We start from the raw sequence: 26,999 nt of genomic DNA, 5'->3' as shown, positions 1-26,999 counted from the left end.
GTTTTAATTTTTTTCGTACACGACAAAATCGTGTGGATATTTGTTCTTTTCATCAACAATGCCTGGTTTACGTGAGACTTCCATCCACTCATCACGATTGATCTCAGGAAAATACGTATCAGCGTCAAATGTATGGTGGATCTCTGTAACATACAGACGATCTGCAACTGACATGAACAACTTAAAGATCTCAGTTCCACCAATCACACATAATTCTTCTGCTTCTTTTTGCATGACTTCGTCAACAGAATGAACCACGGTCGTTCCTTCTGCTTGATACTTTTCATCTCTTGTTACCACGATATTCTCTCGTCCGGGTAGAGGCTTTCCGATAGATTCATACGTTTTTCGCCCCATCACGATCGGTTTTCCCATCGTTACGTTTTTAAAGTGCTTGAGATCGTTCGGTAAGTACCACGGAAGGTCATTGTCTTTGCCGATCGCACGATTTTCATCCATCGCTACAACAAACGAGATCATACGCTCACCACACCTTTAATATGGGGATGCGCTTCATAGTCTACAAGTTCAAAATCACCGTAAGTAAAATCAAAGATATTCGTTACATTCGGATTTATCTTCATCTTAGGAAGCGGCTTTGGCTCACGAGTGAGCTGCAGCTCAACTTGTTCAAGATGATTGGTGTAGATGTGTGCGTCACCTACTGTGTGAACGAACTCACCTGGTTTAAGGCCTGTTACTTGAGCTACCATCATCGTTAACAAAGCATACGACGCAATATTAAAAGGCACGCCTAAGAAACTATCTGCTGAGCGCTGATAAAGCTGACAGGAGAGTTTTCCATCCGCAACATAAAATTGGAATAACAAATGACAGGGTGGAAGTGCCATATTCGGAATATCAGACGGATTCCATGCAGAGACGATTAATCGTCTTGAATCCGGGTTGTTTTTGATGTCTTCGATTACGTTTGAGATCTGGTCGATCGTCTCACCGTTCGGAGTCGACCAAGATCGCCACTGATGACCGTATACAGGACCAAGGTTTCCCTCTTCATCTGCCCACTCATCCCAAATGCGTACACCGTTTTCCTTTAAATAAGCAATATTCGTATTACCTTTTAAAAACCAGAGCAATTCATGAATAATCGACTTTACATGTAATTTTTTTGTCGTAACAAGCGGAAAGCCTTCTTGGAGGTCAAACCTCATCTGACGACCAAAAACAGAAACGGTTCCCGTGCCTGTCCGATCCTCTTTTTTTGTACCGTTATGTAGAATATCTTGAAGAAAATCCAGATATTGTTTCATCCCTCATCGCCTCCTATTTTTCTTTTAATCGTATCATACGAAAAGTCATAAAAATAGCTTCAACACCTAACACTTTTTCCCTTCTGTACACATAAAAATAATAGTGAAGAAAGGAGTGGAAGCATGTTAGAGATGAACCCGATCTTAATCGAAGGACATCCGTTTACCGCTGTCACCCTTCGTTTGCCAAAAACGAATTTTATGGCTGTATTCAATGACAATGGATATATCATGTGTGGAGCACTAGATGTGGCACTATTAAACGAAAAGTTAGCAGACCGTAAAATTATCGCAGGACGCGCTGTTGGAGTAAGAACAATCGAGCAGCTGTTGGATGCACCTTTAGAATCTATTACTCTTGAAGCAAAAGAAAAAGGTATTGAAGTTGGTATGCAAGGGCGAAAAGCACTTTTAAAAATGATCTAAAGCATTTATCGGCGAGATTTGAAATATATCGGCGAAAAAAAGAATATATCGGCAACTTTTCAAATATATCGACATTTCACATAAAACGACTACACCCTCTACCAATAAGGCAGAGGGTGTTCAATTTATGCTTTAAAACGATCTCTTGTTATTTTTAATGAAATAAGATTAATGCATAAGACCAAGGATAAGAACTGAATACGCTTCGAATCATTGAGAAATATGTAGATACATAGCAGGTAAACGCCACTGAAAATAAAGGCAATCTGTAAGCAGTACATCATCTGAATCAATTTTTTGAAATTCAAAGTGATCCCCACTTTCTTCATTCAGCAAAACTGATTTCATTCACCCTATTAGTATATCAGTCTACAGTGAAAAATGAATCGTTTCCTTCTTATTGAAATGGATTTGTAATATAAGGAAAAACTAAAACAAATCCAACTGCCTCGGTGCCAAAAAGTCATAGTGAATATCCAGTAGATCAATCATCTGCTTCGCATTATCAGCAGCATCTCCACCCGAATTATTGTTAAAAAGAATGGTTAGATCCTTCGTTTCTGAAGCAAGCTTTTGTATACGCTCTCTCCATTCTTGAAGCTCTGCCTCATTATAACGATAAAGATATCGAACTTCTCTCCAGTTCGGCTGCCCTTGGTTGTTCCAGCCATAAACGTTTCGACCATGCATACGAACGAGTGTCTTATCCGGTGTTGTGTGCATAACGATCGGAATCGAGCCTTGTCCTGCTTGAGGTTCATCACAGACCGTATGAATCCAATTCTCTTCTTGAATAAAATGAAGTGTCTTCTCTTTCATCGCAGCACTGAACCATGTTTGATTACGAAACTCAAGAGCAACAGGAATGTTACCCATCATTTCTTTTGCATAGCGAAGTATTTGGACATTTTCTTTCTTACAATCAAACCACGGTGGATATTGAAACAAGACCATCTCAAGCTTGCCTGATGCGATGACAGGTTGAATGGACTCTATAAACGCCTCATACATTTCCTTCACCGAATCAAAAGGCAGCTTGCCTCTTGAATGTCCTGTCATTCCTTGATAAGCCTTTACAACAAATGAAAAATCCTTTGGTGTAGAGGCTACCCACTTTTCATAATTTTTAACAGGCTGAACCGCGTAAAAGGAAGAATCAACTTCTACAACAGGAAAGTGACCGCTATATACAGCGAGCTTGTCTCTTGCTGGAGTACCGTCTGGATAAAGAGAATCGTGATCTCCCCAGCCTGTTACACCGATTTTTATCATTCTTAGAAGTCACCTGCCTGTGAGTTACAATTTATTTAATCCTTTTGATTGAACAAAGTCTTTCATAAACGTACGTTTTGGGGTCGCCATCGACGCTGTAATCTGTGTAACCCAGCCTTCTGTACGTTTTCCGCCTGTTCTTTCTGTGTAATATTCCGCCGTTTCTTTTTCATATTGATGTAGGAGGTCTTGAGTTTCCTCTTTACTTTGGTATTGATTCTTATGAAAAACGGCTTCCATCGGCAAACGAGGTTTTTTCCCAGGTTCTGCGTCCGGATACCCTACAGCTACACCAAACAACGGAAGAACATGGTCTGGGCACCCCAACAGCTCTGACACTTCTTGCAGAGAATTTCGAAGCCCACCGATATACACGATTCCAAGTCCTAGCGACTCAGCTGCTATAGAAAGATTTTGCGCAGCTAGAGCGGCATCCACCGTTCCTACGATAAACGCTTCCGTCGATTGAATCGTTTCTTGAATGTCGATCGCTTTCATTTCTGCTGCTATTTGATGACGGTTGTAATCCATACAAAAAACAAAGAAATAGCCGTTGTCTGCGACGTACGATTGATTACCCGCAAGCTCAGCTAGTTTTTCTTTCTTTTCCCGGTCTTCTACTCCAATAATCGTACAAACTTGTTGATAGCTTGAAGTAGATGCGGCTTGAGCACATTGTACAAGTGTTTCAACCGTTTCTACATCTAGTCGCTGGTTCTTAAATTTTCGAATCGATCGATGAGATAATATCGTTTCAATAGTTTCGTTCATTTCATATGCTCCTTCTCTAAAGTTTTGGTTGATTGCATTATATCTTTTTCGTATATAAAAAAGCGAACCATTTGAAGTCTCTATAAGATCTGCTTCTCTTTAGAGCAAAGTGATGGTATACTATTCTAGCGATGAGCTAATTGCATAAGACGAGATTGACGCGCCTTTTGGCAATGCACTATGTGGAGTGCTGTCTCTCGCCGCAATATACGCAAAAAAGACGTCCGTTCGGGCGTCTTTTTTCTATATAACGAAAACAAAGAATAAGTAAGGAGAGAAAAGATGAAGAGAAATTTTGTAATCTTACTTCTAATATGCTTGTTTGTAACACTTTTATCTGCTTGTTCAAAAAATGAATCATCAAAATTAGCAGACAGCGCATCCAATAAAGAGAATGTAGAATTAACGATTTCAGCAGCAGCCAGTTTGCAAGATGCATTAAATAAAATTGCGACTCAATATGAAAAAGAACATCCAAATGTCAGCATTACATATAATTATGGAGGCTCTGGTGCTCTTCAACAGCAAATCTCCAACGGTGCACCTGTGGATCTGTTCTTTTCAGCAGCAGAAGATAAATTTGACCAGCTTGTTGCAGAAGGACTGATCGAAAAGCATAAAGGAACTGATCTTGTTGGAAACGAACTTGTCTTAGTCGTTGGGGAAGATCAAACACAAGCTATAAAGGAATTTGCAGATTTGCCTAAGGTAAAGAAGGTGGCTATCGGTACCCCTGAGACTGTACCAGCGGGGAAATACGCAGTGGAAACATTAGAAAGATTAAACCTTCTAAAAGAAGTTGAACAGAAAATCGTTTATGCCAAAGACGTTCGTCAAGTGCTTACATATGTAGAAACGGGTAATGTCGATGCAGGTATCATCTATAAAACGGATGCAATGGTTTCTTCTAAAGTGAAAGTCGCCTCCGTTGCTAAAGAAGATACTCATTCACCTATCATCTATCCAGTCGGAATAATAAAAAATACTTCTCATAAGAAAGAAGCAAAGCAGTTCTATAACTATTTGAAAAAGGAAGAAACCTTAAAAACGTTTGAGAAGTTTGGATTTCAAAAGATAAAAAAATAGCTATACCACAAAAAAAGCCTTGGTGTATGTTAACACCAAGGCTTTTCTTTATTAACCGATTGAACCTTCCATCTCAAACTTGATCAGACGGTTCATCTCTACTGCATATTCCATTGGAAGTTCTTTCGTAAATGGCTCGATGAAGCCCATTACGATCATTTCCGTTGCTTCTTGTTCAGAAACACCACGGCTCATGAGGTAGAACAACTGATCTTCAGAAACCTTCGATACAGTCGCTTCATGCTCTAGTGTGATGTTGTTGTTAAGAATCTCATTGTACGGAATTGTATCTGAAGTGGATTGGTTATCCATGATCAGTGTATCACACTTGATGTTGGATTTAGATCCATCAGATTTACGTCCGAAGTGAGCGATACCACGGTATGTTACTTTACCGCCGTGCTTAGAGATCGACTTCGAAACGATTGTAGAAGAACAGTCTGGTGCTAAGTGCAATACTTTTGCTCCTGCATCCTGATGCTGCCCTTTACCTGCGATCGCGATAGAAAGGATCGTACCTTTCGCACCGCGGCCTTTCATGATAACAGCCGGATATTTCATCGTTAGACGAGATCCGATGTTTCCATCTACCCATTCCATCGTTGCGTTCTCTTCAGCAACTGCACGCTTTGTAACTAAGTTATAGATGTTGTTTGCCCAGTTTTGGATCGTTGTATAACGGCAGTAAGCGTTTTTCTTAACGATGATCTCAACAACCGCACTATGAAGTGAGTTTGTAGAATAAACTGGTGCTGTACATCCTTCTACGTAGTGTACAGAGCTATCTTCGTCAGCAATGATCAACGTACGCTCGAACTGACCCATGTTTTCTGAGTTGATTCGGAAGTATGCTTGAAGTGGAGTATCACATTTAACACCTTTTGGTACGTAAATGAAAGATCCACCAGACCATACAGCAGAGTTAAGTGCTGAGAACTTGTTATCAGATGGCGGAATGATCGTTCCAAAATGCTCACGGAAGATCTCTTCGTGCTCTTTTAAAGCTGTGTCTGTATCTGTGAAAAGAATACCTAAGTCAGAAAGGTCTTCTTTCATGTTGTGATAAACAACCTCTGATTCATACTGTGCAGATACACCTGCAAGGTACTTCTGTTCTGCTTCTGGAATTCCTAGCTTGTCAAAAGTCGCTTTGATTTCAGCAGGAACTTCATCCCAAGACTTCTCAGATTTCTCAGATGGCTTAACATAATACGTAATATCATCAAAGTTTAAGTCCTTCATGTCTCCGCCCCATTGTGGCATTGGCATCTTATAGAACTGCTCTAATGACTTCAAACGGAATTCTAACATCCATTCAGGCTCGTTCTTCATGCGTGAGATCTCTTCAACGATCTCTTTTGTTAACCCACGCTTCGATCTGAAAATGGAAACGTCTTTATCTCTAAAACCATATTTATATTCGCCGATATCCGGCATTTTCTTAGCCATTACAGAATCCCTCCTTACTGGATTGGCACTCTATTACTCATTATCAAAAGGAACTTATTCTTCCTCTTCCTCATCTTTTCCTACTCCTTGCTCCATCGCCTTCCACGCAAGAGTGGCACACTTGATGCGAGCAGGGAATTTAGAAACGCCAGAAAGAGCTTCGATGTCACCTAGATCATAGGATTCATCATCATAGTCGTTCCCTAACATCATATCATAAAAAATCTTTGCAAGCTTTACAGCATCTTCGACAGGAAGGCCTTTAACAGCCTGTGTCATCATAGAAGCTGATGCTAAACTGATCGAACACCCTTCACCGTCAAACTTAGCCGATTCGATCTTTCCATCTTCTACTTTTAAGGTAAGCTGGATGCGATCGCCGCATGTTGGGTTATTCATATTGATCGTCAGAGCATTATCCTCAATAACCCCTTTATTGCGTGGGTTTTTGTAATGATCCATGATGACCTGACGATATAGCTGATCTAAATTAGAAGACATGACCGAAATACTCCTTTGCTGTTGTTAAGCCTTTAAGAAAAGCATCGATGTCATCTTCAGTGTTATACAAGTAGAAGCTAGCACGTGCTGTTGCTGTAACATCTAACCATTTCATGAGCGGCTGTGCACAGTGATGGCCTGCACGAACAGCAATTCCCTCAGAATCTAAAACGGTTGCTACATCATGCGGATGAACATCATCTAAGTTGAACGTTACAAGTCCTGCTCGTTCTTTCGGACCAAAGATCGTAACACCCTCTAACTCTGAAAGGCGCTCCATCGCATATTCAGCAAGTACATGTTCATGTTTTAACACATTATCAAGACCGATTTCTTCTAAGAAATCAATCGCAGCACCTAGACCAATCGCTCCAGCGATGATCGGTGTACCACCCTCAAACTTCCAAGGCAGTTCTTTCCACGTTGATTCTTGAAGTCCTACAAAATCAATCATTTCTCCACCGAACTCTACTGGATCCATCTTGTTGAGAAGTGCTTTTTTTCCGTAAAGCACGCCAATACCAGTAGGTCCACACATTTTATGTGCTGAAAAGGCAAAGAAATCACAATCTAGATCTTGAACGTTTACTTTCATGTGAGGGGCACTCTGAGCGCCATCCACAACCATTACAGCTCCGTTCTTGTGCGCGATTGCTGCGATCTCTTTGATCGGATTGATCGTTCCTAACACGTTCGATACCTGCATAACTGAGACGATCTTAGTATGCGCTGTAACTGTATTTTCAACATCCACTAGATCGATCGTGCCATCAGGCTGTAAAGGAATGTACTTAAGTGTTGCACCAGTGGTTTTCGCCACTTGTTGCCATGGAATGATGTTGCTGTGATGCTCCATAGGAGTGATCACAATCTCATCACCTTCAGAAAGGTTAGCCATACCATAGCTTCTTGCTACCGTATTGATCGCTGTTGTTGTACCACGTGTAAAGATAATTTCCTGTGTAGACTTAGCTCCGATGAAGCGGCGTACCTTTTCACGTGCTCCTTCATAACCATCTGTAGCACGAGTTCCAAGTGTATGAACACCTCGGTGAACATTCGAGTTGTACTCTTTGTAATATTTATCTAAAGCTTCGATTACTTGTATTGGTTTTTGTGAAGTCGCTGCACTGTCAAGGTAAACGAGAGGTTTGCCGTTAACTTCCTGATCTAGGATAGGAAACAGCTTTCTCCATTCGTTTGCACTCATTAGCGCACTTTCCTTTCGATAACCTCGACTAAACGATTTTTAACAGATTCTAAAGGCATCTGACTAACGACAGGTGCTAAGAATCCATGAATGATCAAGCGCTCCGCTTCAGCTTTTGGAATACCTCGGCTCATCAGATAAAACATTTGAAGAGGATCGATTCTTCCAACTGATGCAGCATGACCTGCTGTAACATCATCTTCGTCGATCAAGAGGATCGGGTTCGCATCACCACGTGCTTTTTCACTTAACATAAGTACACGTTCCGTTTGCTCACCATGAGACTTTGTAGCACCGTGCTCAATTTTTGTAATACCGTTAAAAATAGAGCTCGCGTTATCTTTCATTACCCCATGAGTAAGGATATAACCTTCAGAATGTTTACCGTGGTTAAAGATTTGCGCTACGAAGTTTTGCTTTTGATCACCGCGACCGATTGTTACCGTCTTTGTATCTGTGAAAGATCCATCACCAATCAAGTGAGTCGTGTTATCAGATACCGTATTTCCGTCATTAAACTGACCCAACGCCCACTCGATGCGAGCATCTTTCTCAGCACGACCTCTGCGGTTCACGTATGTTGTCATTCCTTTTGCAAGGTTATCCACAGCACCGTAAACGACTTTTGCACCGCTGCCTGCGTATACTTCTGACACGATGTTAGCAACAGATTCTGATGATTCATTCGTTGATAAGTAGTTTTCTACATACGTTACAGAGCTGTTGTCTTCTGCAGCAACGATAACATGGTTGAAGATCGCTGCTTCATCATCTTGGTAGTAGACCGCTTGAATCGGAGCAGAAAGTTCAACGTTTTTTGGAACGTATAAAAATGCTCCATTCACGAATAGTGCTGCATGAAGTGCTGGAAGGCGATTTTCATCAACCGCTACAGCTTTCATGAAGTACTTCTTCACTAGCTCTTCATGCTCTTTTGCAGCTGTTAGTAGATCTGTATAAATAACACCTTGATCCTTTACGGACTCTTCAAGTGCAAAATAGACAGGTGTTCCATTATGGATAACAAGAACATTTTTCGCTTCTTCTTCAGAACCGATCAACGCCTTAACATCTTCTGGAAGTTCATTGAACGCAACAGGAGTGCCAGTTGCTTCATGTTTGAATTCTGTAAAGTTCCATTTATCGATCTTAGTTTTGTCCGGTTTAGGCATCGGAAGCTCTTGAGCTAATTCCAATGCTTGCAAACGAAGTTCCTGCAGCCAAGCGGGTTCCTGTCTGCTGCTTGAAAAACCGGTTACGTAGTCCTTATCAAATCTTAGGCTCGTATCAACTGACATGTATAGTCCCCCTTAATGCTTACGCTTCTTGACCAACAGTTTCGTCTTTAATTCCTAGCTCTTCTTTAATCCAGTCGTATCCTTCAGCTTCAAGACGTTGAGCTAATTCAGGTCCACCAGATTTCACAATACGCCCTTGCATCATAACGTGTACTTTATCAGGAGTGATGTAGTTCAATAGGCGTTGGTAGTGAGTGATGATCAAGCAACCGAAATCAGGGCTGCGCATTTCGTTAACACCTTTAGCCACTACTTTAAGAGCATCGATATCAAGTCCTGAATCGATCTCATCAAGGATTGCTAATTTAGGCTCAAGCATCATCATTTGAAGAATCTCGTTACGCTTCTTTTCTCCACCAGAGAATCCTTCGTTTAAGTAACGGTGAGCAAACGCGTTGTCCATCTCAAGGTGATCCATCTTTTTGTCTAGCTCACGGATAAATTTCATTAAAGAAATTTCGTCGCCTTCTTCACGCTTTGCATTGATAGCAGAACGTAGGAAATCAGCGTTCGTAATACCGCTTACTTCTGATGGGTATTGCATAGCTAAGAAAAGACCAGCTTGTGCACGCTCATCAACTTCCATATCTAAAAGGTCTTCTCCGTTGAACGTAACTTTACCAGAAGTCACTTCATATTTAGGGTGTCCCATTAACGCTGCAGAAAGAGTAGACTTTCCTGTTCCGTTAGGTCCCATGATCGCGTGGATTTCTCCACCATTTATTTCGAGATCTAACCCTTTAATAATCTCTTTATCTTCAATAGATACACGAAGATCTTCAATCTTTAAATTAGGTGCTGACATAATACAACCTCCATTAAGAAATCATTCTCAAGATTTTGATAAAAGGCACAAAATAGCCATTCTCAATTTATTCTCATTCTAATCTTATAACAAATGAAATGTATGTTCAAGGGAACGAGCTGTTTACTTTTCCATTGTTGTCATAATATCTGTTCATCAGTCTTCATATTTGAAAAAAGGCTGACCCATGAGGCAGTAAACCACCTGATGAATCAGCCTTTTGAAATTTTAAGTTCATATGTTACGGCGTATGGTATCTATTTGCATCTGCCGCTATTTCTAATCCTTTTTTGTATTCCTTATCTCGGACCTTCTCAACGTCTAACCTTTTTTCCAAATCCCTCTCATACTCTGCAAAACCACAGCCATGTGACTGGTGCATTGCTTTTTCCATCTCGGACGTATGTTTTACTTTAATGGGGTGGATAATGAATCAATCCTTTCAAAGTTAAAGTTATTTACTAATGTTAGCGTATCAGCAACACTCGTTTCACTCAAACTGTTATCCATGTAAAATCACCCCGCATAAGCGTGCATAATGATTCCTATTGAAAACAGATGGGACGTTCTGTGTAATCCTGCTAAATGCGCTACATTACTTCCATTACCTTCTTAGGATGATTTCAAAACATGAAAAGTGTGGAAATTAGACATTCCATTAATGACGAGGTTTATTTAATTCCTTAATGCACTCTTGAACGAGGGTCACACCTTGGCTCATAGCGGCTCCCCCACCAAATGCAGCAGAAACTCCCACAGCTTCAAGGATTTCATTTTCTGAACACCCTTGATCTAAACATCCTTTTGTGTGGTAGATGATACAATACTCATCTTGCGAATAGATACTGATCCCTAAAGCGATCAACTGCTTATACTTCTCTGAAATCTCACCCTCTTTAAAGCAATGGCGTGTAAATTCATTATAAGCATGTGTAAGTTCAGGCATGTTCTCATTATATTTTCCTAAGCCTTCTTTATAGCGGATCAGGTGATATTGTGTTGAATTCGATCCCGGTAGTGGCTGCTCTTCTTGTTTCATTTCATTCACTCCTGTCAAAATAGTAAACAGGTTTAGTATGAGTTATTCATAAGCCGGTTATGTAATAAACATTCGTAAGTTTTTTTCCGAAAAGCCTATAAATGATGTTTGGAGGACTATAAAAGTATTTGAGGGACCATAAATAAAGTTCAATGGCTTATAAAATACTTTAAAGGACTAAGATGTTGTAGGTTCATTTTTACTCACAAAAAAAGAACTGACTTTAACAAATAAGTCAGTTCTTTCTCAATCACTATTCTGTTACTGGCACTACTGCACCTTCATATTTCTTTTTAATGAAGTCTTGGATCTCTTTAGAACGCAGTACTTCCACTAAAGCTTTAACAGACTTCTTATCTTTATCTCCTTCACGAACGGCAATGATATTCACGAACGGAGAATCAGACCCTTCTAAGGCGATCGCATCTTTCTGAGGATTCAATCCTGCATCGATCGCGTAGTTTGTGTTGATTAGAACCGCATCGCCTTCACCGTTCTTATATGCTTTTGGAAGCATTCCTGCATCAACGTCTGCTTTAAATTTAAGCTTCTTAGGATTTTCAACAACATCTTTAATCTGTGCCTCTGCTCCGGCACCTTCTTTCACTTTAATCAAGCCTTCTTTTTCAAGTAAGCCAAGCATACGGCCATGATCAGCTACAGAGTTAGACATGATAATTGTTGCGCCTTCAGGCAGTTCATCCAGTGATTTGTATTTTTTGGAATAGACACCGATCGGCTCAAGGTGGATCCCACCCGCGTTCTCGAATTTGTAACCATGGTCTTTCATTTGAGACTCTAGATAAGGAACGTGCTGAAAGTAGTTCGCACCGATTTCTTTTTCATCTAAAGATTTGTTCGGCAACACATAATCTTGGAACGTTTTGATCTCAAGTTCGATACCCTTTTCTTTTAAAAGAGGCTTTGCTTCTTCTAGAATTTCAGCATGCGGTACGTTTGATGCACCTACTACAATCTTCTCGTCGCTGATTCCACCTTCTGTTTTGTTCCCACAAGCAGCAAGTGCCGCAACAAGAACGGTTAATACAAGAACAGATAATACTTTTTTCATATGAAATTCCTCCTTGTTGTCAAAAAAACAATTATCTCTTATCTAACGCTGTTGTAATTCGATCTCCAATCCACTGGATAACGAAGACAATGACCAAGATCAGTGCTGTTGAAATTAACGTAACATCTGCGTTGTCTCTTTGGTAACCTTCCATGTAAGCCAAGTTTCCTAAGCCGCCAGCACCAACAACTCCAGCCATTGCCGTATAACTTACGAGCGCGATCGCAGTAACAGTGATTCCTGAAACAAGAGCCGGTGTGCTTTCTGGAATAAGAACTTTAAATATGATCTGAGCGTTTGTAGCACCCATCGATTTGGCCGCTTCGATAACCCCTTTATTAATCTCTCTCAAAGCGATCTCAACCATACGTGCATAAAATGGTGCAGCACCTACGATTAGAGCTGGAAGCGCAGCTTCAGCGCCTAACATCGTTCCTACAATCAAGCGTGTGAATGGAATCAATAAGATGATTAAGATAATAAACGGAATCGATCGAAAGACGTTAACGATTATGGCAATGATGCTATTTAAAAACTTATTTCCCCACAAGTTTCCTGGAGAAGTTAAGAATAACGCTAATCCGAGAGCGAGCCCTAAGAAAAATGTAATGACAACTGAGATAGCCGACATATATAACGTTTCTTTTGTAGCTTCTAATAGAACGTCCCATTGAACATTTGGGAACCATGTACTAAGCATTATGAATCACCTCTACTTCAACCTGCACACTATTTAAAAACTCCATTGCACGAGCTAGTGCAGGTTCTGTACCTTTTATCTGAATAAACAACGTCCCATAAGGTCCATTCTGAGTCTGAGTAATCTTCCCTTGAAGAATATTAACATCCACTTCATACTTACGAATCAATTCTGTGATTAAAGGCTGTCCCGCTCGTCCACCGATGAAAGTCAGCTGAACGATTCGACCTTCAGGAAATTCAGAAATGAACTGTTTAATCGTATCTACCGTTTCTTCAGGTTCTGTTACTTGTTTCACAAAATCCTTCGTAATAGGTTCTGTCGGATTTTTAAAGACGTTTAAAACATCGCCTTCTTCTACCACTCTACCTTGCTCCATAACAGCTACACGGTGACAGATTTTTCTGATGACATGCATCTCATGAGTGATAAGAACAATTGTCAGATCTAACTTTTTATTGATCTCAACAAGTAGATCCAGAATGCTGTCTGTTGTTTTAGGATCGAGTGCTGAAGTGGCTTCATCACATAAAAGAACTTTCGGCTCATTAGCAAGAGCACGCGCAATACCTACACGCTGCTTTTGCCCCCCACTTAGTTGTGATGGATAGGAACCACCACGACCTTCTAATCCTACAAGATCGATCAACTCATCAACACGCTGTTTGATTTTAGCTTTTGGATAACCCGCAATTTCAAGAGGAAAAGCGATGTTTTCTCTTACTGTGCGAGACCATAACAAGTTAAAATGCTGAAAGATCATAGAGATTTCTTGTCTGGCTTCTCTAAGTTTTTTCGATGACAACTCAGACATGTTTTTGCCACCGATCGTAACTGTACCGCTAGTCGGACGCTCCAACATGTTAAGGATTCGGATCAATGTACTCTTACCCGCGCCACTGTAACCAATAATTCCGTATATTTCTCCTTGCTTTATGTTTAAATCTACCGTATCAACTGCCTTTACTTCACCATCTTTGGTTTGAAAGACTTTACGGACTGACTGTAAATTAATCAAGATTCTTACCTCATTTCTTATCTAAAATATTGCTATCTTCAGCATACAATGTTGCTTTTGAACGTGGTTGATCTCCATTTCAGGATGCTCGCTTTCCGCGGGGCGACCGGTGAGCCCCTTGCCGCTTTGCGCCCTTAAGGGTCTCACCTGACCGCTCGTCCCACAGGAGTCTCGCACCTTCCACTCCAATCAACTACTCAGTGATGTCTTAACTAAACATCAACTTGTAATCACTTTAGGATAAACAACAAAAAATGCCTCTCTGCTTCAATATGAGCAGAAAGGCATATTATATTCTATGCACGTTCTCCTCATCTCCCAAGACTACTTAAAGCCTTGCAGGAATTGGCACCTTTCTAGTTCACCATTCATAAGAATGCAATGATCTAGCGGTTGCCGGGTTTCATAGGGCCAGTCCCTCCACCTCTCGTGATAAGTAAAAAAGTGTTACTTTATTAAGTTAAAGCGATGCATTTATGAATCACTGTGAAGAATATTATCATCCTTGTCGATTCGTGTCAAATATTTTTAGCAGTTCGAACTAATACCCCAGCAGAGATTTCTTCCCAATGGGAACTCAAGTAAAAAATCGCTTCCCATTTTAAGCGTTGTCTCAGTGTACCTTGGAACTCAATCATCTCTTGTCTCAATAATGTGCTAAGCTTCATTTTCCCTTCAAGTAACAACGATAGATACTTCGGATTTCCTGTAAACGTGACTGTTCTGTTCCGCTCTCCTTCTCTGTATTCAATTTTCAGTGTGGTGTCATCCTTACATTTAAAACTGGGCTTTACCGGAATATTATAAAGAGAAAGATATGGACTTTTTGCGATTTGACTTTCAAAGTAGCGAATATCCAACATTAAAAATCCCCCCGAATTGGTTGTTACTTCACCGATTCTAGAGGAATATTCATATACCTTTATAAACCCTTCGACAGCCAGAAGGAATCGTAATTGGTTTTACGACACGTTATCTCATAATTAGTGTTTATGTTTCTTTTCTTGCTTATCATTTTCATGTCTTTGATCATCTTTTTTAGTTTCGTTTCTATTATTTTGCTTGTTGTAGTTCTTATCCTGCTGTTTGTTTTCTTTTCTTTGTTCTTTTGGTTGTTTAAAGTTCTTACCGTTTTTTTGGGACCTCGCAGGATCCTTCATCATTTTAGGTTCTACTTTTTTCTCTTGTTGCTTAAGACCATTTTTGTTATTAGACTTGATGTTTTTGTTGCGTTCTTCATCATTTCGTTTTTCGTTCGTAACCTTTTGAGGTTTAACAAGGTTTTCTTTAGACTCTTTAACCGAATGTTGTTTAGCTTCTTTTTTCATACGTTCATCAGAAGACTTTCCTTTGACTTCATGTGGTGCAGCCTTAATTTTACGTGGATGGGGAACAGATTTAATATCTTTAGAAGAAGTGGCATTTACCTTAAGTTCTTGAAACTTCACTTCTTTAATCTTTTCTTCTTTAAGTTGTTTGTCGTTCTTCGTTGCTTCTTGAAAAGCTGTGTATTTACCAGAAGATACGCCTAGTTGTTTTGCTTTTTTTCGAACTTCATGGTTCGTTTCAGAAACAGTAATGGCTACAGGATACTGAACGACGGCTTTCTTCACAATAGCGTTCAGCGCCTGATCTAATTCCTGCTTGGTTTTCTTATCACTCGATTTATCAGATACTGTAGTGATCAACATGGATTGATTTTCTTCCATATAGCCTTCTGATTGATAAGCTTTAATGAGTTGATCCGCAAATACTTCAAACGGCAAACGATCGTCAGTAGAAAAATTGTATTTCTTAACGATCTGTTTAGCTTCATCGTTAAAAGCATCCATTTCAACAACTCTCATTTCGTCGTCAACGCCAACCTCGAGGCTTGGATTGATATCAAAGCTAACATATGCAGCCGCAGCGGAATGGCTGCTATTCGGCATGAGACCCGAAAGAAAAAGAAAGGCGATCAAAGCTGCGACTGAAAACGAAATGGACGGCAACACAAAAAGACTTCTTTTTTTGTTTGAAAAATAAGAAGCCTGGTATTCATTACCTACAAGAGGTCTTTTTCCTGCTGGTACTCTTACTGTCACGAAGGTTCCGTCCTTCATAAGAAGAGTTGCTTTTTTATTCTGAACTTCAATAACGATGCCGCTGCCGTTCTTCAATGATATCCCTCCCGCATGTAGCAGGATCAGTATAAATTTACAGGCAAGAGAACATCGCATTCCCTTGCCGGTAACCTTATTTACCTCACCTTATGGCTGAATGTATGATTTCAGCGCTTGAAAATCGCCTAAATATATAAGTGAAACTGCTATTATATACTTTCGATTTCTCTCTATGGTTTTACGACTACAGGATACCATATTTAATAAATCTTTTATTGGTAATTGCTTTTTTTCTTTTAAAAACGCGGCAAGTTCTTCGTTCTCAGCTAAAAGACGTGCGATTTCTTTTGCATTTTCACGTGCATCCACATGTTTCGGACAATGCTTACTTAGTACTTTAAAGTTCAGTCCGAACGTTTTTAATAGCTTTTGGTACTCTTCAATTTCATAAACCCGATTCTCTACTTGAATCTGGTCTTCGAAATGATCCATCGCAGCTTTTTGTTCAGCATAACTTTCTTCTAAACGACCTTCTTCGTCTTCCTCATCGGGTTGCAAAAAGATCAATCGGTTCTGGCGGACTTCTTTACGGATATAATCAATGACTCTGCGACGAATAACCATATCAGCAAAAGACAAGAAACGGCTTCCTTGACCTTCTTGGTATTGATCTATCGCTTCGTTGAAGGCAAAAAGACCTACACTAAACTCGTCCATCGTACGATCTATATATTGACTGCATACTTTTGATGTTACTTTTTTAATGAATGGTTGGTAATCACCAATCAGTTCATTTCTAAGTTTTTCATCGTCTCTTGCTTGGATCGTTAGAACTTTATCTTCTATGCTCGTTAATTTATTACTCGATAATTTATTTTTCCCCATCGGGAATACTGCATTTAAATTTAAAGATGCCATGATTATCAATCACCTCAGTTAAAAAATTGCTTTGCCTTTTGTTTCGTTTATTAGTGAATCGTATATTTTTATTTTAAAAATAAAATCATTCTTATTTACCACAATAAGCTAGGGAGCAAACATGCAAACAAGCTCTCCTATTCATTTATACCATGACTTTTGACATTTGTAGGATACAGTTCTATAACAATATTACAACGTCCGTAACATTTGTGACGTTATCGTTAAAGTACTGAATTGACAAAACAAACTGATAATTTCTCTATAACGCTTGAAAACCCCTCTATTAGAGTTATTAACGTTATTTTAAAATAAAAAAACACATCCTTAATTGTTACAAAAGGATGTGTTCACGACATTAAATTCCCATATATTTCTTAAGATTTAACCCCCGAAAAACATAGTTTTTTGTAGAATTAGGCGATGAATTAAAAAATGTGGGGTGTATCCCACATTTTGTCCATCCTTAATCTTCCTTTTCCACTAGTTTTAACATGGATTTATAAATATTCCCCGCAGATTGAAGCGCATAAATTCGATCAATAGCAATTCCTCTAGACAGAATGAGTAAACAGGGCACGCTAGTTACTCCATATTTGGCAGCAAGCTCAGGCATCTCATTAATATTACTAACACCTACGGCTATATTTTCGTCTTTTTGAACACGTATCGTTTCCACAGCAACCTCAAACATCTTCTTCCCCATTTTACAAGTCCCACAAAGCGGAGTCTCCAGATACAAAAAATATGGATGTTGCAGCGATTGTTCAATAACGGTTTCCCAATTTTTTCGAGTGATTTCCTTCATGGTATTACTCCATTACTTTTTCTAGTGATACAGTTAGCAACACATCGTCATCGCTTGATGGCTGCCCTCTTCCATCTTTGTTGTTCGTTACAACAAACATTTTGTTATCTTCAATAAGGATATCACGAATCCGTCCTTCATTGGAAACAATTGAGGTTATCTTTTTAGATGAGATGCTAACCTTCTTTACGCTTTCTCCTCTTAGAGCTGCCACATACAGATACCCGTTTTTATAGTCGATGCCAGAAGGTGCCCATGTATCATTACTAGAGTGAATCCAAGGTGGTTCTAAGCCATCCCTTTTCTCATCCCCTCGAACGAGCGGCCATCCGTAATTTTTACCTGGCTTAATTTTATTGATCTCATCATAATTGGATGATCCATGCTCCGCAGCAAACATGGTACCTTTATCATCCCATGTCATTCCTTGTGGATTACGATGACCATATGAATAGATTGGAGAAGGGTAGAAAGGATTATCTTCTGGAAAAGAACCATCCTTATTTATTCTTAGAATTTTCCCAGCCAGGCTTTCTAAGCTTTGAGAGAGATCTTCTTCTCCGGTATCCCCCGTTGTTATGTACAACTTTTGATCTGGTCCCCATTCCATTCTTCCACCGTTATGTGTGTATCCACCCGGAATATCATCAAGAAGGATTCTGCTTTCTTTCCATTCATCATTCTCAAAGCGCATCTCAACCACTCGATTTACTAAACCACCTGATTTTTCATACGTATAATAGCCATAAGCTATTTTATTGGTTTCGAAATCTCGATCTAAAAGAAAGCCAAGAAAACCTCCTTCCCCGCCATCAGCCAAAGCTTCTGAAAATATAGGGGAATAAGAGGTCTTTTTTTGATTTGGCCCTAATAAAACAAGCCCCCCAGTTCGTTCACTGATCCACATTTGTTTTGGGGTACTGTTTATTTGCCAAGGGATATTTAACTTTGTGCTCACAACATCTTTGGAAGACGGACTTCCTTCATCTTTATTTAAAGGACTACAACCACTAATCAAGCAAAAGGCAGTTAGAAGACTGTACCAATTTTTTTTCATAGCCTAGCCTAAACAATTCTTTTGAATATTAAAATGTGCACCTACCAATACCTTTGCAAGGTACATCAGAGGTGTTTTTGCAACTTCTCTGTACATCTTATTAATATATAAATGCTCCGCATTCGGTAATTCACGTTGCAGTTGCTTTCTTAGTTTATGACCTGCATCATCAGCATCGACCAGAATATAAACATCTCGATCTTCAATGGCTAATGCCAGCTCTTCTAATTTATCCAAACCTAACGTTCCATTCGTACAAATAATTTCAACCGGTTCATCCAGGATTGCGGCTAACTTATCCTTATCTGATTTACCTTCGACAATAATTACTTTGTTTTTGATTTCATTCATTACTCATCTCTCCTATACTTTGAAGACTATAAAATGAATGCATCGCTTAGATTATATATTTGCTTTATTTTATTAAAATCCTGCAAGAGATGTTCTTTATTACTATACCCCTTTTTCCTATTTTCCTACCTATTTGTATTTGATGTATGCGTTTTGTACTAATTCTTCTCAATCGCGTTTGACAACCTGTTACTTAAGGGAATTTAGGTGTCATAAAACGAATATTGGAGGAGTCATCACATGGCAAAAACAGAACCAAAAATGAGCCGAGCTGATGCAGGCAGATTAGGTGGAGAGAAAACATCCAAATCACGCGGAAAAGAATTCTATCAACAGATTGGAAAAAAAGGCGGTACCTCCACATCAAAAAAGCATAGCACGACTTTTTTCCAGGAAATCGGAAGAAAAGGCGGCAGCTCTACCTCTAACACACACAATAAAACGTTTTATCAGGAAATCGGAAAAAAAGGTGGTACCGCTACTTCCCAAAAACAAGATAAAAGTTTCTATCAGAAGATCGGATCAAAAGGCGGTAGTGCTGAACGAAACAAACTAAATTAAATGGAAAAAGAGGATGACTGCCAAGGTAACACGTTGACATCATCCTCTGAGTGCTGAAATTAGCACCAACCTTTATCACATTCATCCACATATTTTGATGGATTTGGTAATTCTACAGGCTTTTCACGTTTATAAATCTTATCAGCATCAAATTCAAAACCCTCAGCCATCTCATACATGTTTCCCTGATTTGTAAAGCGAATCTGACCAATCTCATCCTTATCTAAGTAAAGAGACATCGATCCGCCTTTCATTTTTCCAAAAACTCGTGATGTAACATCTCGTCTATCTTGGTTCATAAAAAAATCCCTCCAAAAAAGAATAGCAGTATGTCTATTCTTTCCTGAAGAGATTGATTTCATTAATCTTCTTTGATTAATTCTTCGTACTGTTCAGCAGTCATTAACTTTTCAACCTCAGAAGCATCTGAAAGTTCTACAACAACCATCCAAGCTTTTTCATATGGAGACTCGTTAACAAGTTCAGGGCTATCATCAAGGTCTGCATTTACTTCTACAACTTTTCCAGAGACAGGCGCATATAATTCAGAAACAGTCTTAACAGATTCTACGCTTCCGAAAGGCTCGTCCGCAGTAAGTTCGTCCCCAACTTCAGGAAGTTCAACGAATACGATATCTCCTAGTTCGTCTTGTGCAAATGCTGTGATACCGATACGAACTTTATTGCCTTCTTCTGTTTTTGTCCACTCGTGCTCTTCTGAATAGCGTAATTCTTTTGGAAATTCCATGTGTAATCCCTCCAGCTTTTCTTGGTTTTATAATAACTACAATAAATGGTTTATCATAGTCAGTAACAATGTTATTTACTCCAAGTGTTTTCGTACTGCTCTTCTTTAAATCCCACTGTAACCTCTTTGCCGTCTGTTGCGATCGGCCTTTTAATTAGCATTCCATCACTTGCTAAGATTTCAAGCAGCTCTTCTTCAGAAGCTGTATTCATCTTCTCTTTCATACCCAACTCACGATACTTCATTCCGCTCGTATTAAAGAATTTCTTGATCTCTAAACCACTCAGGTCGATCAGTTTCTTCAGTTCATCAGCAGAAGGCGGGTTTTCCACGATATGTATAGGTTCAAAGGCTACGTCGTTTTCTTTTAGCCATTTTTTTGCTTTTTGGCAAGTTGAGCATTTTGGATATTCATACACTTTCAGTAGCATTATATCACCCCTTCTCATAGTACCACAAACTAGTGTTACCAATAAAACAAGAAATTCTGCACGTTGTTAATTTGTTTTATTAGATGTTGAAAACGAGATCCCGTTTTCGGTTACTCCCTTTTTATGGACAGAGGGTATAATCAGAGTTGGCAATTGTCGAAGATTGTAGACTCGCGGATAAACTGCCAAAACTTTTGGAGTGGGAGCCGAAATTCGTGGATAAACTGCTTAAATTTGTGGATTGAAGGTGTTTATTTATGGATTCAATTTTCGGAATACCCCTACATACCCCTTTAGGTATCATCCTAAATCCGTTTTCGCACATGAAACTGCACCTTATAAAGGTATTTTTCGATGTCTGCGATCAAAAATCGATGTGTTAGTTTCTTTTTTCACGATTTTTACTTCCGAACCACTTAAAAACCAAACAAAAAAGGCCCTCCTACAAATGCAGGAGGGAAAGATAAGATATTTTGAAGGTTAGCGTAAATTCAAATCAATTAAACGATATAGCGTTCTTCTTCAAGAAGCTGAACCGCTAGTTCACGCTTCTTCTTAATCACGTTAATAGGTGTGTGGCGCGTCAGTTTCTTTAACGCGGACAACATCATGCGGAGCATGTCGCCTTCTTCAACAGCAATGATGGACTCTTTTGCATGAGCTTCAATGCGGTTGAACGCTTCTTGGCAATACACTTCTGTGTATAGCAGTTTTTGTTTTGCCTTTTCAGCTCCAGATCTTTCGATTGCTTTTTCTGTACGTAAGAGAACAGATTCCATGTTGTACACTTCACTAATGATATCGGCTAAGTTTGATAATACTTCTTGCTCTTGCTCTAACTTAGGTCCAAACTTTTGAACGGTTAATCCAGCAGTCATCAAGAAAATCTTCTTTGCCATAGACACAAGATATTTTTCTTGATCTAAACTTTCAGTACCTACTTCAACAGGCATTAACATCATAAGCTCTTGTTGAAGCTGAGTTGCTTTTTGAATAAGTGGCAGTTCGTTTTTCATCGCTTTTTTCACAAGCGTTCCTGGTACTAACAAACGGTTGATCTCGTTCGTTCCCTCAAAGATTCGGTTGATACGAGAATCGCGGTATGCACCTTCGATCTCATATTCAGACATGAAGCCGTATCCACCATGGATCTGAACGCCTTCGTCTACTACATAGTCCAAAACTTCTGAAGCTGACACTTTGTTCAGTGAACATTCGATCGCATACTCTGCGATCGCTTTTGCTAATTCACGACCATCTTTTTGCTTTTCTTCAGATAGCGCGCCTAAACGGTTTTCAAAAAGACCTACTGTTCGATACACAGAACTTTCAGCTGCATACGTTTGAACAGCCATGTTCGCAAGCTTTTCTTGAATGAGGCTAAAAGAACTGATCTTACGCTTGAACTGCTGACGCTCGTTCGCGTATTTTACAGATACTTCAAAAGCACGTTTCGCTGCTCCTACACATCCTAATGCCAGCTTGTAACGGCCGATGTTCAGAATGTTAAAGGCGATCAAATGCCCTTTTCCTGCTTCCCATAATAGGTTTTCCTTAGGAACTTCTACATCTTCTAGGATTAGAGTTCTTGTTGAAGAGCTCTTGATTCCCATCTTCTTCTCTTCTGGTCCTGTGGAAACGCCTTTATAATCTCTTTCAACGATGAACGCTGTAAACTGTTCGCCATCGATTTTTGCATATACTACGAAAACGTCAGCGAATGCAGAGTTTGTGATCCACTGCTTCTCACCGTTTAATACATAGTGAGTACCTTCAGCGTTAAGCTTTGCTGTTGTTCTTGCACCAAGTGCATCAGATCCAGAACCCGGCTCAGTTAAAGCATAAGCTGCGATTTTTTCACCTGTTGCGAGTTCAGGTAAGTATTTTTTCTTTTGTTCTTCGTTTCCAAAAAGAACGATAGGAAGTGAGCCGATTCCTACGTGAGCTCCATAACTGATCGAGAAACCGCGTCCGCGTGCGAACTTTTCAGTAATGAGTGAAGAGGAAATCTTATCAAGACCTAAGCCGCCATATCCTTCAGGTACATCTGCTCCTAAAAGTCCCAGTTCTCCCGCTTTTGTTAATAACTTTCTGGAAACGGTAAAATCGTGATCTTCCATCTTTTCAAGTTGAGGTACAACTTCTTTCACAACAAAATCTTCCGTTGTTTTTGCAATCATTAAATGTTCTTCTGAAAAATCCTCAGGTGTATAAATATCTGCTGCTGGAATGTCTTCTATTAAAAAACTTCCACCAATAATTTGTTTTTCTGCTGTATTCGACATGTTTTCTCCTCCTCGTTATCCTACTAGTTCAAATACGCCTGCTGCTCCCATTCCACCACCGATACACATCGTTACTACTCCGAACTGTTCATTACGACGCTTCATCTCGTGTAAGAGAGTTAATGTTAACTTTGTTCCAGAACATCCTAGCGGGTGGCCCAGTGCAATCGCACCACCATTTACGTTTACCTTATCTTCTGGAAGGTTCAGTTCACGAATGACTTGAACGCTTTGGGAAGCAAATGCCTCATTCAACTCGAACAAGCCGATGTCCGAAATTTCTAATCCTGCCATTTTTAATGCTTTCGGAATAGCTGCTACAGGACCTACTCCCATAATGTCTGGAGCTACCCCAGCTACTGCAAAAGAACGGAATTTCAACAATGGTGTTAAACCTTCTGCTTCTGCTTTTTCCCTGTTCATAACAAGAACCGTTGCAGCGCCATCACTTGTTTGTGAGGAGTTCCCTGCTGTTACAGAACCCGTTGGTGTGAATGCCGGACGAAGCTTACCCAGTACATCAACGGTTGTTCCCGGACGAACTCCTTCATCGATGGATACAGCAATCTCTTTTTCCACTAGCTTCGACTGTTCATCTAACCACCGTTTCATCACATGTACAGGAACGATTTCGTCGTTAAACTTGCCTTCTTTAATCGCTGCTGCTGCTTTTTGATGACTTCTTACAGCAAATTCGTCTTGATCTTGTCTTGAGATGCCGAAGCGTCTCGCTACTTCTTCTGCTGTATGACCCATACCCATGTAATATTGCGGCACCGTTTCAACTAAGTAAGGGTTAGGCTTTACAACATGACCTACTACAGGAACAAGACTCATAGATTCAGCTCCACCTGCAAGAATGGCTTCCGCTGCACCAAGCATGATTTTTTCTGCACCATACGCGATACTTTGCAACCCAGATGAACAAAAACGGTTGATCGTAATGGCTGGTACAGTTTCAGGCAATCCAGCTCTAGCACCGATCAGACGAGCCATATTCATCCCTTGTTCTGCTTCAGGAACAGCACATCCGATGATCAAATCATCAATCTCTCCGTTATAATCACCTGCACGTTTCAACGTTTCTTTAATGGTTACCGCTGCTAGTTCGTCTGGTCTCATATGTGCAAAAGATCCTTTTTTCGCTTTACCAACCGCTGTTCTAGCACCTGCTACTATTACTGCCTCTTTTAACATTGAGTTCTTCCCCCCTTAGTTTCTTAGCGGCTTGCCTTTAACAAGCATGTGCTGCATTCTTGCCTGGCTCTTCGGTTCTCCAGCTAGACTTAGGAATGCTTCTCTCTCCAAATCTAGTAAGTATTGTTCGTCTACCAATGTTCCCTCTGGCACTCTTCCTCCAGCTAAAACAAAGGCTAGTTTCTTTGCGATCTTTAGATCGTGCTCTGAAATGTATTGGCTGAAGTGCATCGTCTGTGCTCCTAAAGCAAGCGTTGCATATCCTGCTTCACCAACCACTGGAATCTTCTTTCTAACAGGCGGTGTATAGCCAAGGCTTTCTAACGCAAGCACTTGTGTCTTCGCATCATGTAAGAGATGATCGCCGTTTACAGAGATACTATCTTCTTTTCGTAAGAATCCTAACTTACGTGCTTCTTGAGCAGAAGTAGACACTTTCGCCATCGCAATCGTTTCAAATGCTTGGTTCGCTACTTTTTGCAGATCTCCCTTCGCCCCTTCTGGCAGTTGCTCTAATAAGCGAAGATAAAGTTCTTTGTTTCCGCCTCCACCAGGAATCAAGCCGACTCCCGTTTCAACAAGTCCCATATACGTTTCAGATGACATTTGAAGTCTTGCTGCAGGAAGCGATACTTCAACTCCCCCGCCGAGTGTCATACCGAAGTTAGCTGCTACTACAGGTTTTGCACTATAGCGAACTCTTGCCATCGCTTGTTGGAATTGACGAACCATCATATCGAGTTCAAAGAAATTGTCGTCTTGTGCTTCCATAAGGATAAGCATCAAGTTGGCACCAACGCAGAAGTTCTTGCCCTGGTTTCCGATGACTAACCCTTTGTAGTTCTTTTCTACTTCGTCGATCGCCTGATGAAGCATCATAATGATTTCAGGTCCGATCGCATTATTCGGAGAATTGAACTCAAGGCCCGCAACATCATCACCAAGATCAATTAATGTTGCTCCACCATTCTTTGTGATCACATTGCCTTTTTCTTTTAAACGGCTTAAATGAACAACTTTTTTATTCTCTTCCACAGGAAGATAGCTTCCGTGGTGGTAGTAAGAGCGATCACCATTCGTTTTTGTATAGAACGAATTCTTTTCAGAGTGAAGAAGTTCTTCTACCCAGCCAGGAACTGTCTCTCCTTCAGCTTTCATTCGTTCTACTGATTGTGGTAAGCCGATCGCATCCCAAATTTCAAACGGACCATGCTCCCATCCGAATCCCCATTTCATCGCTTGGTCGATCGCTACAAGATCATCAGCGATTTCATAACACTTTTCTGCAGAATATAATAGAACCGGTTTAATGATGTCCCATAGAAGTTTACCTGCACGATCATCACTATATAAAAGCGCTTTCACTTTTTGGTTAGTTGTTTTCATTTGTTTTGCAGCTTCTAGTGTTGCTGTCTTCATTTTGGAACGTGGTTTATATTCTAACGTAGCAGGATCTAGCTCCAAGATTTCACTACCTGCTTTGCTTTTTTGTTTCAGATAGAAGCCTTGACCTGTCTTGCTTCCCGTCCAGCCCTTGTCTACCATCTCATTCAAGAAGTCAGGAATCTCAAACACTTCTTTTTCTTTCCCGTCAACTTGCTCATACACATTTTTCGCAACATGAAGGAACGTATCTAACCCAACAACATCAAGCGTTCTAAACGTTGCAGATTTAGGACGACCAATCAAAGGTCCTGTAACCGAATCAACTTCACCTACACTATATCCTTGTTTCATCATCTCTTGCATCGTGATCATCAATCCATATGTTCCGATACGGTTCGCGATAAAGTTAGGTGTATCTTTCGCTTCAACTACTCCTTTTCCAAGTACGTTCTCACCAAAGCTACGCATGAATTGAACAACTTCTGGTTGCGTATCTTCTGTCGGAATGATTTCAAGAAGCTTTAAGTATCGTGGCGGATTGAAAAAATGTGTTCCTAAGAAATTGGCTTTAAAATCTTCAGACCGTCCTTCAGCCATAGCCGAAATCGAGATTCCTGATGTATTTGAAGTGATGATACTTCCAGGTTTTCTATATTGATCTACTTTTTCAAAAAGTTTTTGTTTCACATCTAGGCGTTCAACAACTACCTCAATGATCCAGTCTACATCTTTTAATTTCTCAAGATCATCGGTAAGGTTACCGATCGAAATTAATTCGAGATTTTCTTTAACCGCAAGTGGAGCAGGTTTTTGTTTTAATAATTTTTGCGTGGCAGATAGAGTGAATTTGTTGCGGAATGCAGGGTGATCTTCCGTAATCCCTTTTGCTTTTTCCTCTTCACTTAAAGAAGGCGGTACAATATCCAATAGTAATGTTGGTATTCCGACGTTTGCTAGGTGAGCGGCTATGCCTGATCCCATTACACCAGAACCCAGTACGGCAGCTTTTCGGATTTCACGAGACAAGATGGTCTTCCTCCTTTATTGAATGAATGCTCATTCATTTTTTATCCATAAAAAAATTAATTACCCTACATCCAATATAAAATATATTCTGAATTTTAGCAATAGTTGAGGGTTTTTTCTTTTGTAAACTTTCCTTTCCATCTTATGCAGGTGTGATGCCTATGGTTTATTTAAAGGATTATCGATAAAGTTCTTCGTTTTAAAAGGCTGT

29 protein-coding genes and 1 riboswitch are annotated in these 26,999 nt (G+C 39.9%); of the genes, 3 read left to right on the top strand and 26 right to left on the bottom strand.

What is annotated here, in order from left to right:
• Positions 1 to 3 precede the first annotated feature (3 nt).
• Both ACFS5O_RS08215 and ACFS5O_RS08210 read right to left on the bottom strand, forming a co-directional pair.
• Positions 4 to 480 carry a dihydrofolate reductase gene (locus ACFS5O_RS08215; protein ID WP_205725452.1) on the bottom strand — a complete coding sequence of 159 codons (477 nt, stop codon included), beginning with the start codon at positions 478 to 480 and terminating at the stop codon, positions 4 to 6.
• Positions 477 to 1,271 carry a thymidylate synthase gene (locus ACFS5O_RS08210; protein ID WP_205725451.1) on the bottom strand — a complete coding sequence of 265 codons (795 nt, stop codon included), beginning with the start codon at positions 1,269 to 1,271 and terminating at the stop codon, positions 477 to 479. Before ACFS5O_RS08210 ends, ACFS5O_RS08215 begins: the two co-directional genes overlap by 4 nt.
• Positions 1,272 to 1,394: 123 nt before the next feature.
• Here ACFS5O_RS08210 and ACFS5O_RS08205 point away from each other — a divergent pair, with 123 nt between their 5' ends.
• Complete coding sequence (locus tag ACFS5O_RS08205) at positions 1,395 to 1,697, top strand: YunC family protein (protein ID WP_066397323.1); 303 nt, start codon at positions 1,395 to 1,397, stop codon at positions 1,695 to 1,697.
• A gap of 429 nt (positions 1,698 to 2,126) precedes the next feature.
• Here the strand turns inward: ACFS5O_RS08205 and ACFS5O_RS08200 are convergent, their stop codons facing one another.
• The gene (locus tag ACFS5O_RS08200) at positions 2,127 to 2,969 is read right to left on the bottom strand and encodes a DUF72 domain-containing protein (protein WP_205725450.1); all 843 of its coding nucleotides are present in this window, start codon (positions 2,967 to 2,969) and stop codon (positions 2,127 to 2,129) included.
• Positions 2,970 to 2,993: 24 nt separating this feature from the next.
• Positions 2,994 to 3,740, bottom strand: a complete 747-nt coding sequence (gene nfsA / locus ACFS5O_RS08195; RefSeq protein ID WP_205725449.1) for an oxygen-insensitive NADPH nitroreductase — start codon at positions 3,738 to 3,740, stop codon at positions 2,994 to 2,996.
• 282 nt (positions 3,741 to 4,022) lie between these two features.
• Between nfsA and modA the strand changes: the two genes are divergently transcribed.
• Complete coding sequence (gene modA / locus ACFS5O_RS08190; protein WP_205725448.1) at positions 4,023 to 4,826, top strand: molybdate ABC transporter substrate-binding protein; 804 nt, start codon at positions 4,023 to 4,025, stop codon at positions 4,824 to 4,826.
• 51 nt (positions 4,827 to 4,877) lie between these two features.
• On the opposite strand, the gene sufB is transcribed toward modA, so the two are convergent.
• The 16 genes from sufB to ACFS5O_RS08115 form a co-directional block, all read right to left on the bottom strand.
• On the bottom strand, positions 4,878 to 6,275 hold the full coding sequence (gene sufB / locus ACFS5O_RS08185) for a Fe-S cluster assembly protein SufB (RefSeq protein WP_066397332.1): 1,398 nt from the start codon (positions 6,273 to 6,275) through the stop codon (positions 4,878 to 4,880).
• Between the two features lie 54 nt (positions 6,276 to 6,329).
• Positions 6,330 to 6,776: a Fe-S cluster assembly sulfur transfer protein SufU gene (gene sufU / locus ACFS5O_RS08180; RefSeq protein WP_066397334.1), complete on the bottom strand. Its 447-nt coding sequence runs from the start codon at positions 6,774 to 6,776 to the stop codon at positions 6,330 to 6,332.
• Positions 6,766 to 7,986: a cysteine desulfurase gene (locus tag ACFS5O_RS08175; protein ID WP_205725447.1), complete on the bottom strand. Its 1,221-nt coding sequence runs from the start codon at positions 7,984 to 7,986 to the stop codon at positions 6,766 to 6,768. The genes sufU and ACFS5O_RS08175 overlap by 11 nt, the downstream gene beginning before the upstream one ends.
• Positions 7,986 to 9,284, bottom strand: coding sequence for a Fe-S cluster assembly protein SufD (sufD, locus tag ACFS5O_RS08170; RefSeq protein ID WP_205725446.1), 1,299 nt, complete (start codon positions 9,282 to 9,284; stop codon positions 7,986 to 7,988). Before sufD ends, ACFS5O_RS08175 begins: the two co-directional genes overlap by 1 nt.
• 19 nt (positions 9,285 to 9,303) lie before the next feature.
• The gene (gene sufC / locus ACFS5O_RS08165) at positions 9,304 to 10,089 is read right to left on the bottom strand and encodes a Fe-S cluster assembly ATPase SufC (RefSeq protein WP_066239016.1); all 786 of its coding nucleotides are present in this window, start codon (positions 10,087 to 10,089) and stop codon (positions 9,304 to 9,306) included.
• 241 nt (positions 10,090 to 10,330) lie between these two features.
• Positions 10,331 to 10,471 carry a YuzK family famiily protein gene (locus ACFS5O_RS20335; protein WP_205725508.1) on the bottom strand — a complete coding sequence of 47 codons (141 nt, stop codon included), beginning with the start codon at positions 10,469 to 10,471 and terminating at the stop codon, positions 10,331 to 10,333.
• A 276-nt stretch (positions 10,472 to 10,747) separates the two neighbouring features.
• Positions 10,748 to 11,128 carry a carboxymuconolactone decarboxylase family protein gene (locus ACFS5O_RS08160; RefSeq protein WP_066397348.1) on the bottom strand — a complete coding sequence of 127 codons (381 nt, stop codon included), beginning with the start codon at positions 11,126 to 11,128 and terminating at the stop codon, positions 10,748 to 10,750.
• A gap of 253 nt (positions 11,129 to 11,381) precedes the next feature.
• Complete coding sequence (locus ACFS5O_RS08155) at positions 11,382 to 12,200, bottom strand: MetQ/NlpA family ABC transporter substrate-binding protein (protein WP_205725445.1); 819 nt, start codon at positions 12,198 to 12,200, stop codon at positions 11,382 to 11,384.
• A 31-nt stretch (positions 12,201 to 12,231) separates the two neighbouring features.
• Entirely contained in the window at positions 12,232 to 12,900 is a 669-nt protein-coding gene (locus ACFS5O_RS08150) for a methionine ABC transporter permease (RefSeq protein WP_205725444.1), read from the bottom strand.
• Positions 12,893 to 13,918: a methionine ABC transporter ATP-binding protein gene (locus ACFS5O_RS08145; protein ID WP_205725443.1), complete on the bottom strand. Its 1,026-nt coding sequence runs from the start codon at positions 13,916 to 13,918 to the stop codon at positions 12,893 to 12,895. Before ACFS5O_RS08145 ends, ACFS5O_RS08150 begins: the two co-directional genes overlap by 8 nt.
• Before the next feature lie 308 nt (positions 13,919 to 14,226).
• Positions 14,227 to 14,357, bottom strand: a riboswitch (SAM riboswitch).
• Positions 14,358 to 14,436: 79 nt separating this feature from the next.
• Positions 14,437 to 14,781, bottom strand: a complete 345-nt coding sequence (locus tag ACFS5O_RS08140) for a hypothetical protein (protein WP_205725442.1) — start codon at positions 14,779 to 14,781, stop codon at positions 14,437 to 14,439.
• A gap of 120 nt (positions 14,782 to 14,901) precedes the next feature.
• Positions 14,902 to 16,077 (bottom strand): anti-sigma-I factor RsgI family protein, encoded by a 1,176-nt coding sequence (locus ACFS5O_RS08135; RefSeq protein ID WP_205725441.1) that lies wholly within the window; start codon positions 16,075 to 16,077, stop codon positions 14,902 to 14,904.
• Positions 16,078 to 16,167: 90 nt separating this feature from the next.
• A complete protein-coding gene (gene sigI / locus ACFS5O_RS08130; protein WP_379838946.1) occupies positions 16,168 to 16,938 on the bottom strand; it encodes an RNA polymerase sigma-I factor in 771 nt (256 codons plus the stop codon).
• 466 nt (positions 16,939 to 17,404) lie between these two features.
• A complete protein-coding gene (locus ACFS5O_RS08125) occupies positions 17,405 to 17,746 on the bottom strand; it encodes a thioredoxin family protein (RefSeq protein WP_205725440.1) in 342 nt (113 codons plus the stop codon).
• Positions 17,747 to 17,750: 4 nt separating this feature from the next.
• Positions 17,751 to 18,803 (bottom strand): PQQ-dependent sugar dehydrogenase, encoded by a 1,053-nt coding sequence (locus tag ACFS5O_RS08120; protein ID WP_205725439.1) that lies wholly within the window; start codon positions 18,801 to 18,803, stop codon positions 17,751 to 17,753.
• A gap of 3 nt (positions 18,804 to 18,806) precedes the next feature.
• Positions 18,807 to 19,154: a toprim domain-containing protein gene (locus ACFS5O_RS08115; protein ID WP_066397377.1), complete on the bottom strand. Its 348-nt coding sequence runs from the start codon at positions 19,152 to 19,154 to the stop codon at positions 18,807 to 18,809.
• A gap of 240 nt (positions 19,155 to 19,394) precedes the next feature.
• On the opposite strand from ACFS5O_RS08115, the gene ACFS5O_RS08110 reads away from it, so the two are divergent.
• The gene (locus ACFS5O_RS08110) at positions 19,395 to 19,715 is read left to right on the top strand and encodes a general stress protein (protein WP_066397380.1); all 321 of its coding nucleotides are present in this window, start codon (positions 19,395 to 19,397) and stop codon (positions 19,713 to 19,715) included.
• A 59-nt stretch (positions 19,716 to 19,774) separates the two neighbouring features.
• Here the strand turns inward: ACFS5O_RS08110 and ACFS5O_RS08105 are convergent, their stop codons facing one another.
• From ACFS5O_RS08105 to ACFS5O_RS08080, 6 genes are all read right to left on the bottom strand, one after another.
• Positions 19,775 to 20,014, bottom strand: coding sequence for a YusG family protein (locus tag ACFS5O_RS08105; RefSeq protein WP_066397384.1), 240 nt, complete (start codon positions 20,012 to 20,014; stop codon positions 19,775 to 19,777).
• Between the two features lie 62 nt (positions 20,015 to 20,076).
• Positions 20,077 to 20,463: a glycine cleavage system protein GcvH gene (gcvH, locus tag ACFS5O_RS08100; RefSeq protein ID WP_066397386.1), complete on the bottom strand. Its 387-nt coding sequence runs from the start codon at positions 20,461 to 20,463 to the stop codon at positions 20,077 to 20,079.
• 71 nt (positions 20,464 to 20,534) lie between these two features.
• Positions 20,535 to 20,894, bottom strand: coding sequence for an arsenate reductase family protein (locus ACFS5O_RS08095; RefSeq protein ID WP_205725438.1), 360 nt, complete (start codon positions 20,892 to 20,894; stop codon positions 20,535 to 20,537).
• Positions 20,895 to 21,394: 500 nt separating this feature from the next.
• Entirely contained in the window at positions 21,395 to 23,179 is a 1,785-nt protein-coding gene (locus ACFS5O_RS08090; protein ID WP_205725437.1) for an acyl-CoA dehydrogenase family protein, read from the bottom strand.
• A gap of 15 nt (positions 23,180 to 23,194) precedes the next feature.
• Positions 23,195 to 24,376 carry an acetyl-CoA C-acetyltransferase gene (locus tag ACFS5O_RS08085; protein WP_205725436.1) on the bottom strand — a complete coding sequence of 394 codons (1,182 nt, stop codon included), beginning with the start codon at positions 24,374 to 24,376 and terminating at the stop codon, positions 23,195 to 23,197.
• A gap of 15 nt (positions 24,377 to 24,391) precedes the next feature.
• Positions 24,392 to 26,788 carry a 3-hydroxyacyl-CoA dehydrogenase/enoyl-CoA hydratase family protein gene (locus tag ACFS5O_RS08080; RefSeq protein ID WP_205725435.1) on the bottom strand — a complete coding sequence of 799 codons (2,397 nt, stop codon included), beginning with the start codon at positions 26,786 to 26,788 and terminating at the stop codon, positions 24,392 to 24,394.
• Positions 26,789 to 26,999 lie beyond the last annotated feature (211 nt).

It is taken from the genome of Fictibacillus nanhaiensis (assembly GCF_042686385.1).
Classification (GTDB): Bacteria; Bacillota; Bacilli; order Bacillales; family Fictibacillaceae; genus Fictibacillus; species Fictibacillus nanhaiensis.
Note: the sequence above shows the minus strand (reverse complement) of the source record. Positions and strands in the feature narration are given on the sequence as shown.

Bases quoted from the DNA above. Each gene is read 5' to 3' on its own strand.
- ACFS5O_RS08215 (WP_205725452.1), bottom strand. From the start codon at position 480: ATGATCTCGTTTGTTGTAGCGATGGATGAAAATCGTGCGATCGGCAAA.
- ACFS5O_RS08210 (WP_205725451.1), bottom strand. From the start codon at position 1,271: ATGAAACAATATCTGGATTTTCTTCAAGATATTCTACATAACGGTACA.
- ACFS5O_RS08205 (WP_066397323.1), top strand. From the start codon at position 1,395: ATGTTAGAGATGAACCCGATCTTAATCGAAGGACATCCGTTTACCGCT.
- ACFS5O_RS08200 (WP_205725450.1), bottom strand. From the start codon at position 2,969: ATGATAAAAATCGGTGTAACAGGCTGGGGAGATCACGATTCTCTTTAT.
- nfsA (WP_205725449.1), bottom strand. From the start codon at position 3,740: ATGAACGAAACTATTGAAACGATATTATCTCATCGATCGATTCGAAAA.
- modA (WP_205725448.1), top strand. From the start codon at position 4,023: ATGAAGAGAAATTTTGTAATCTTACTTCTAATATGCTTGTTTGTAACA.
- sufB (WP_066397332.1), bottom strand. From the start codon at position 6,275: ATGGCTAAGAAAATGCCGGATATCGGCGAATATAAATATGGTTTTAGA.
- sufU (WP_066397334.1), bottom strand. From the start codon at position 6,776: ATGTCTTCTAATTTAGATCAGCTATATCGTCAGGTCATCATGGATCAT.
- ACFS5O_RS08175 (WP_205725447.1), bottom strand. From the start codon at position 7,986: ATGAGTGCAAACGAATGGAGAAAGCTGTTTCCTATCCTAGATCAGGAA.
- sufD (WP_205725446.1), bottom strand. From the start codon at position 9,284: ATGTCAGTTGATACGAGCCTAAGATTTGATAAGGACTACGTAACCGGT.
- sufC (WP_066239016.1), bottom strand. From the start codon at position 10,089: ATGTCAGCACCTAATTTAAAGATTGAAGATCTTCGTGTATCTATTGAA.
- ACFS5O_RS20335 (WP_205725508.1), bottom strand. From the start codon at position 10,471: ATGCACCAGTCACATGGCTGTGGTTTTGCAGAGTATGAGAGGGATTTG.
- ACFS5O_RS08160 (WP_066397348.1), bottom strand. From the start codon at position 11,128: ATGAAACAAGAAGAGCAGCCACTACCGGGATCGAATTCAACACAATAT.
- ACFS5O_RS08155 (WP_205725445.1), bottom strand. From the start codon at position 12,200: ATGAAAAAAGTATTATCTGTTCTTGTATTAACCGTTCTTGTTGCGGCA.
- ACFS5O_RS08150 (WP_205725444.1), bottom strand. From the start codon at position 12,900: ATGCTTAGTACATGGTTCCCAAATGTTCAATGGGACGTTCTATTAGAA.
- ACFS5O_RS08140 (WP_205725442.1), bottom strand. From the start codon at position 14,781: ATGTTGGATATTCGCTACTTTGAAAGTCAAATCGCAAAAAGTCCATAT.
- sigI (WP_379838946.1), bottom strand. From the start codon at position 16,938: ATGGCATCTTTAAATTTAAATGCAGTATTCCCGATGGGGAAAAATAAA.
- ACFS5O_RS08125 (WP_205725440.1), bottom strand. From the start codon at position 17,746: ATGAAGGAAATCACTCGAAAAAATTGGGAAACCGTTATTGAACAATCG.
- ACFS5O_RS08120 (WP_205725439.1), bottom strand. From the start codon at position 18,803: ATGAAAAAAAATTGGTACAGTCTTCTAACTGCCTTTTGCTTGATTAGT.
- ACFS5O_RS08115 (WP_066397377.1), bottom strand. From the start codon at position 19,154: ATGAATGAAATCAAAAACAAAGTAATTATTGTCGAAGGTAAATCAGAT.
- ACFS5O_RS08110 (WP_066397380.1), top strand. From the start codon at position 19,395: ATGGCAAAAACAGAACCAAAAATGAGCCGAGCTGATGCAGGCAGATTA.
- ACFS5O_RS08105 (WP_066397384.1), bottom strand. From the start codon at position 20,014: ATGAACCAAGATAGACGAGATGTTACATCACGAGTTTTTGGAAAAATG.
- gcvH (WP_066397386.1), bottom strand. From the start codon at position 20,463: ATGGAATTTCCAAAAGAATTACGCTATTCAGAAGAGCACGAGTGGACA.
- ACFS5O_RS08095 (WP_205725438.1), bottom strand. From the start codon at position 20,894: ATGCTACTGAAAGTGTATGAATATCCAAAATGCTCAACTTGCCAAAAA.
- ACFS5O_RS08090 (WP_205725437.1), bottom strand. From the start codon at position 23,179: ATGTCGAATACAGCAGAAAAACAAATTATTGGTGGAAGTTTTTTAATA.
- ACFS5O_RS08085 (WP_205725436.1), bottom strand. From the start codon at position 24,376: ATGTTAAAAGAGGCAGTAATAGTAGCAGGTGCTAGAACAGCGGTTGGT.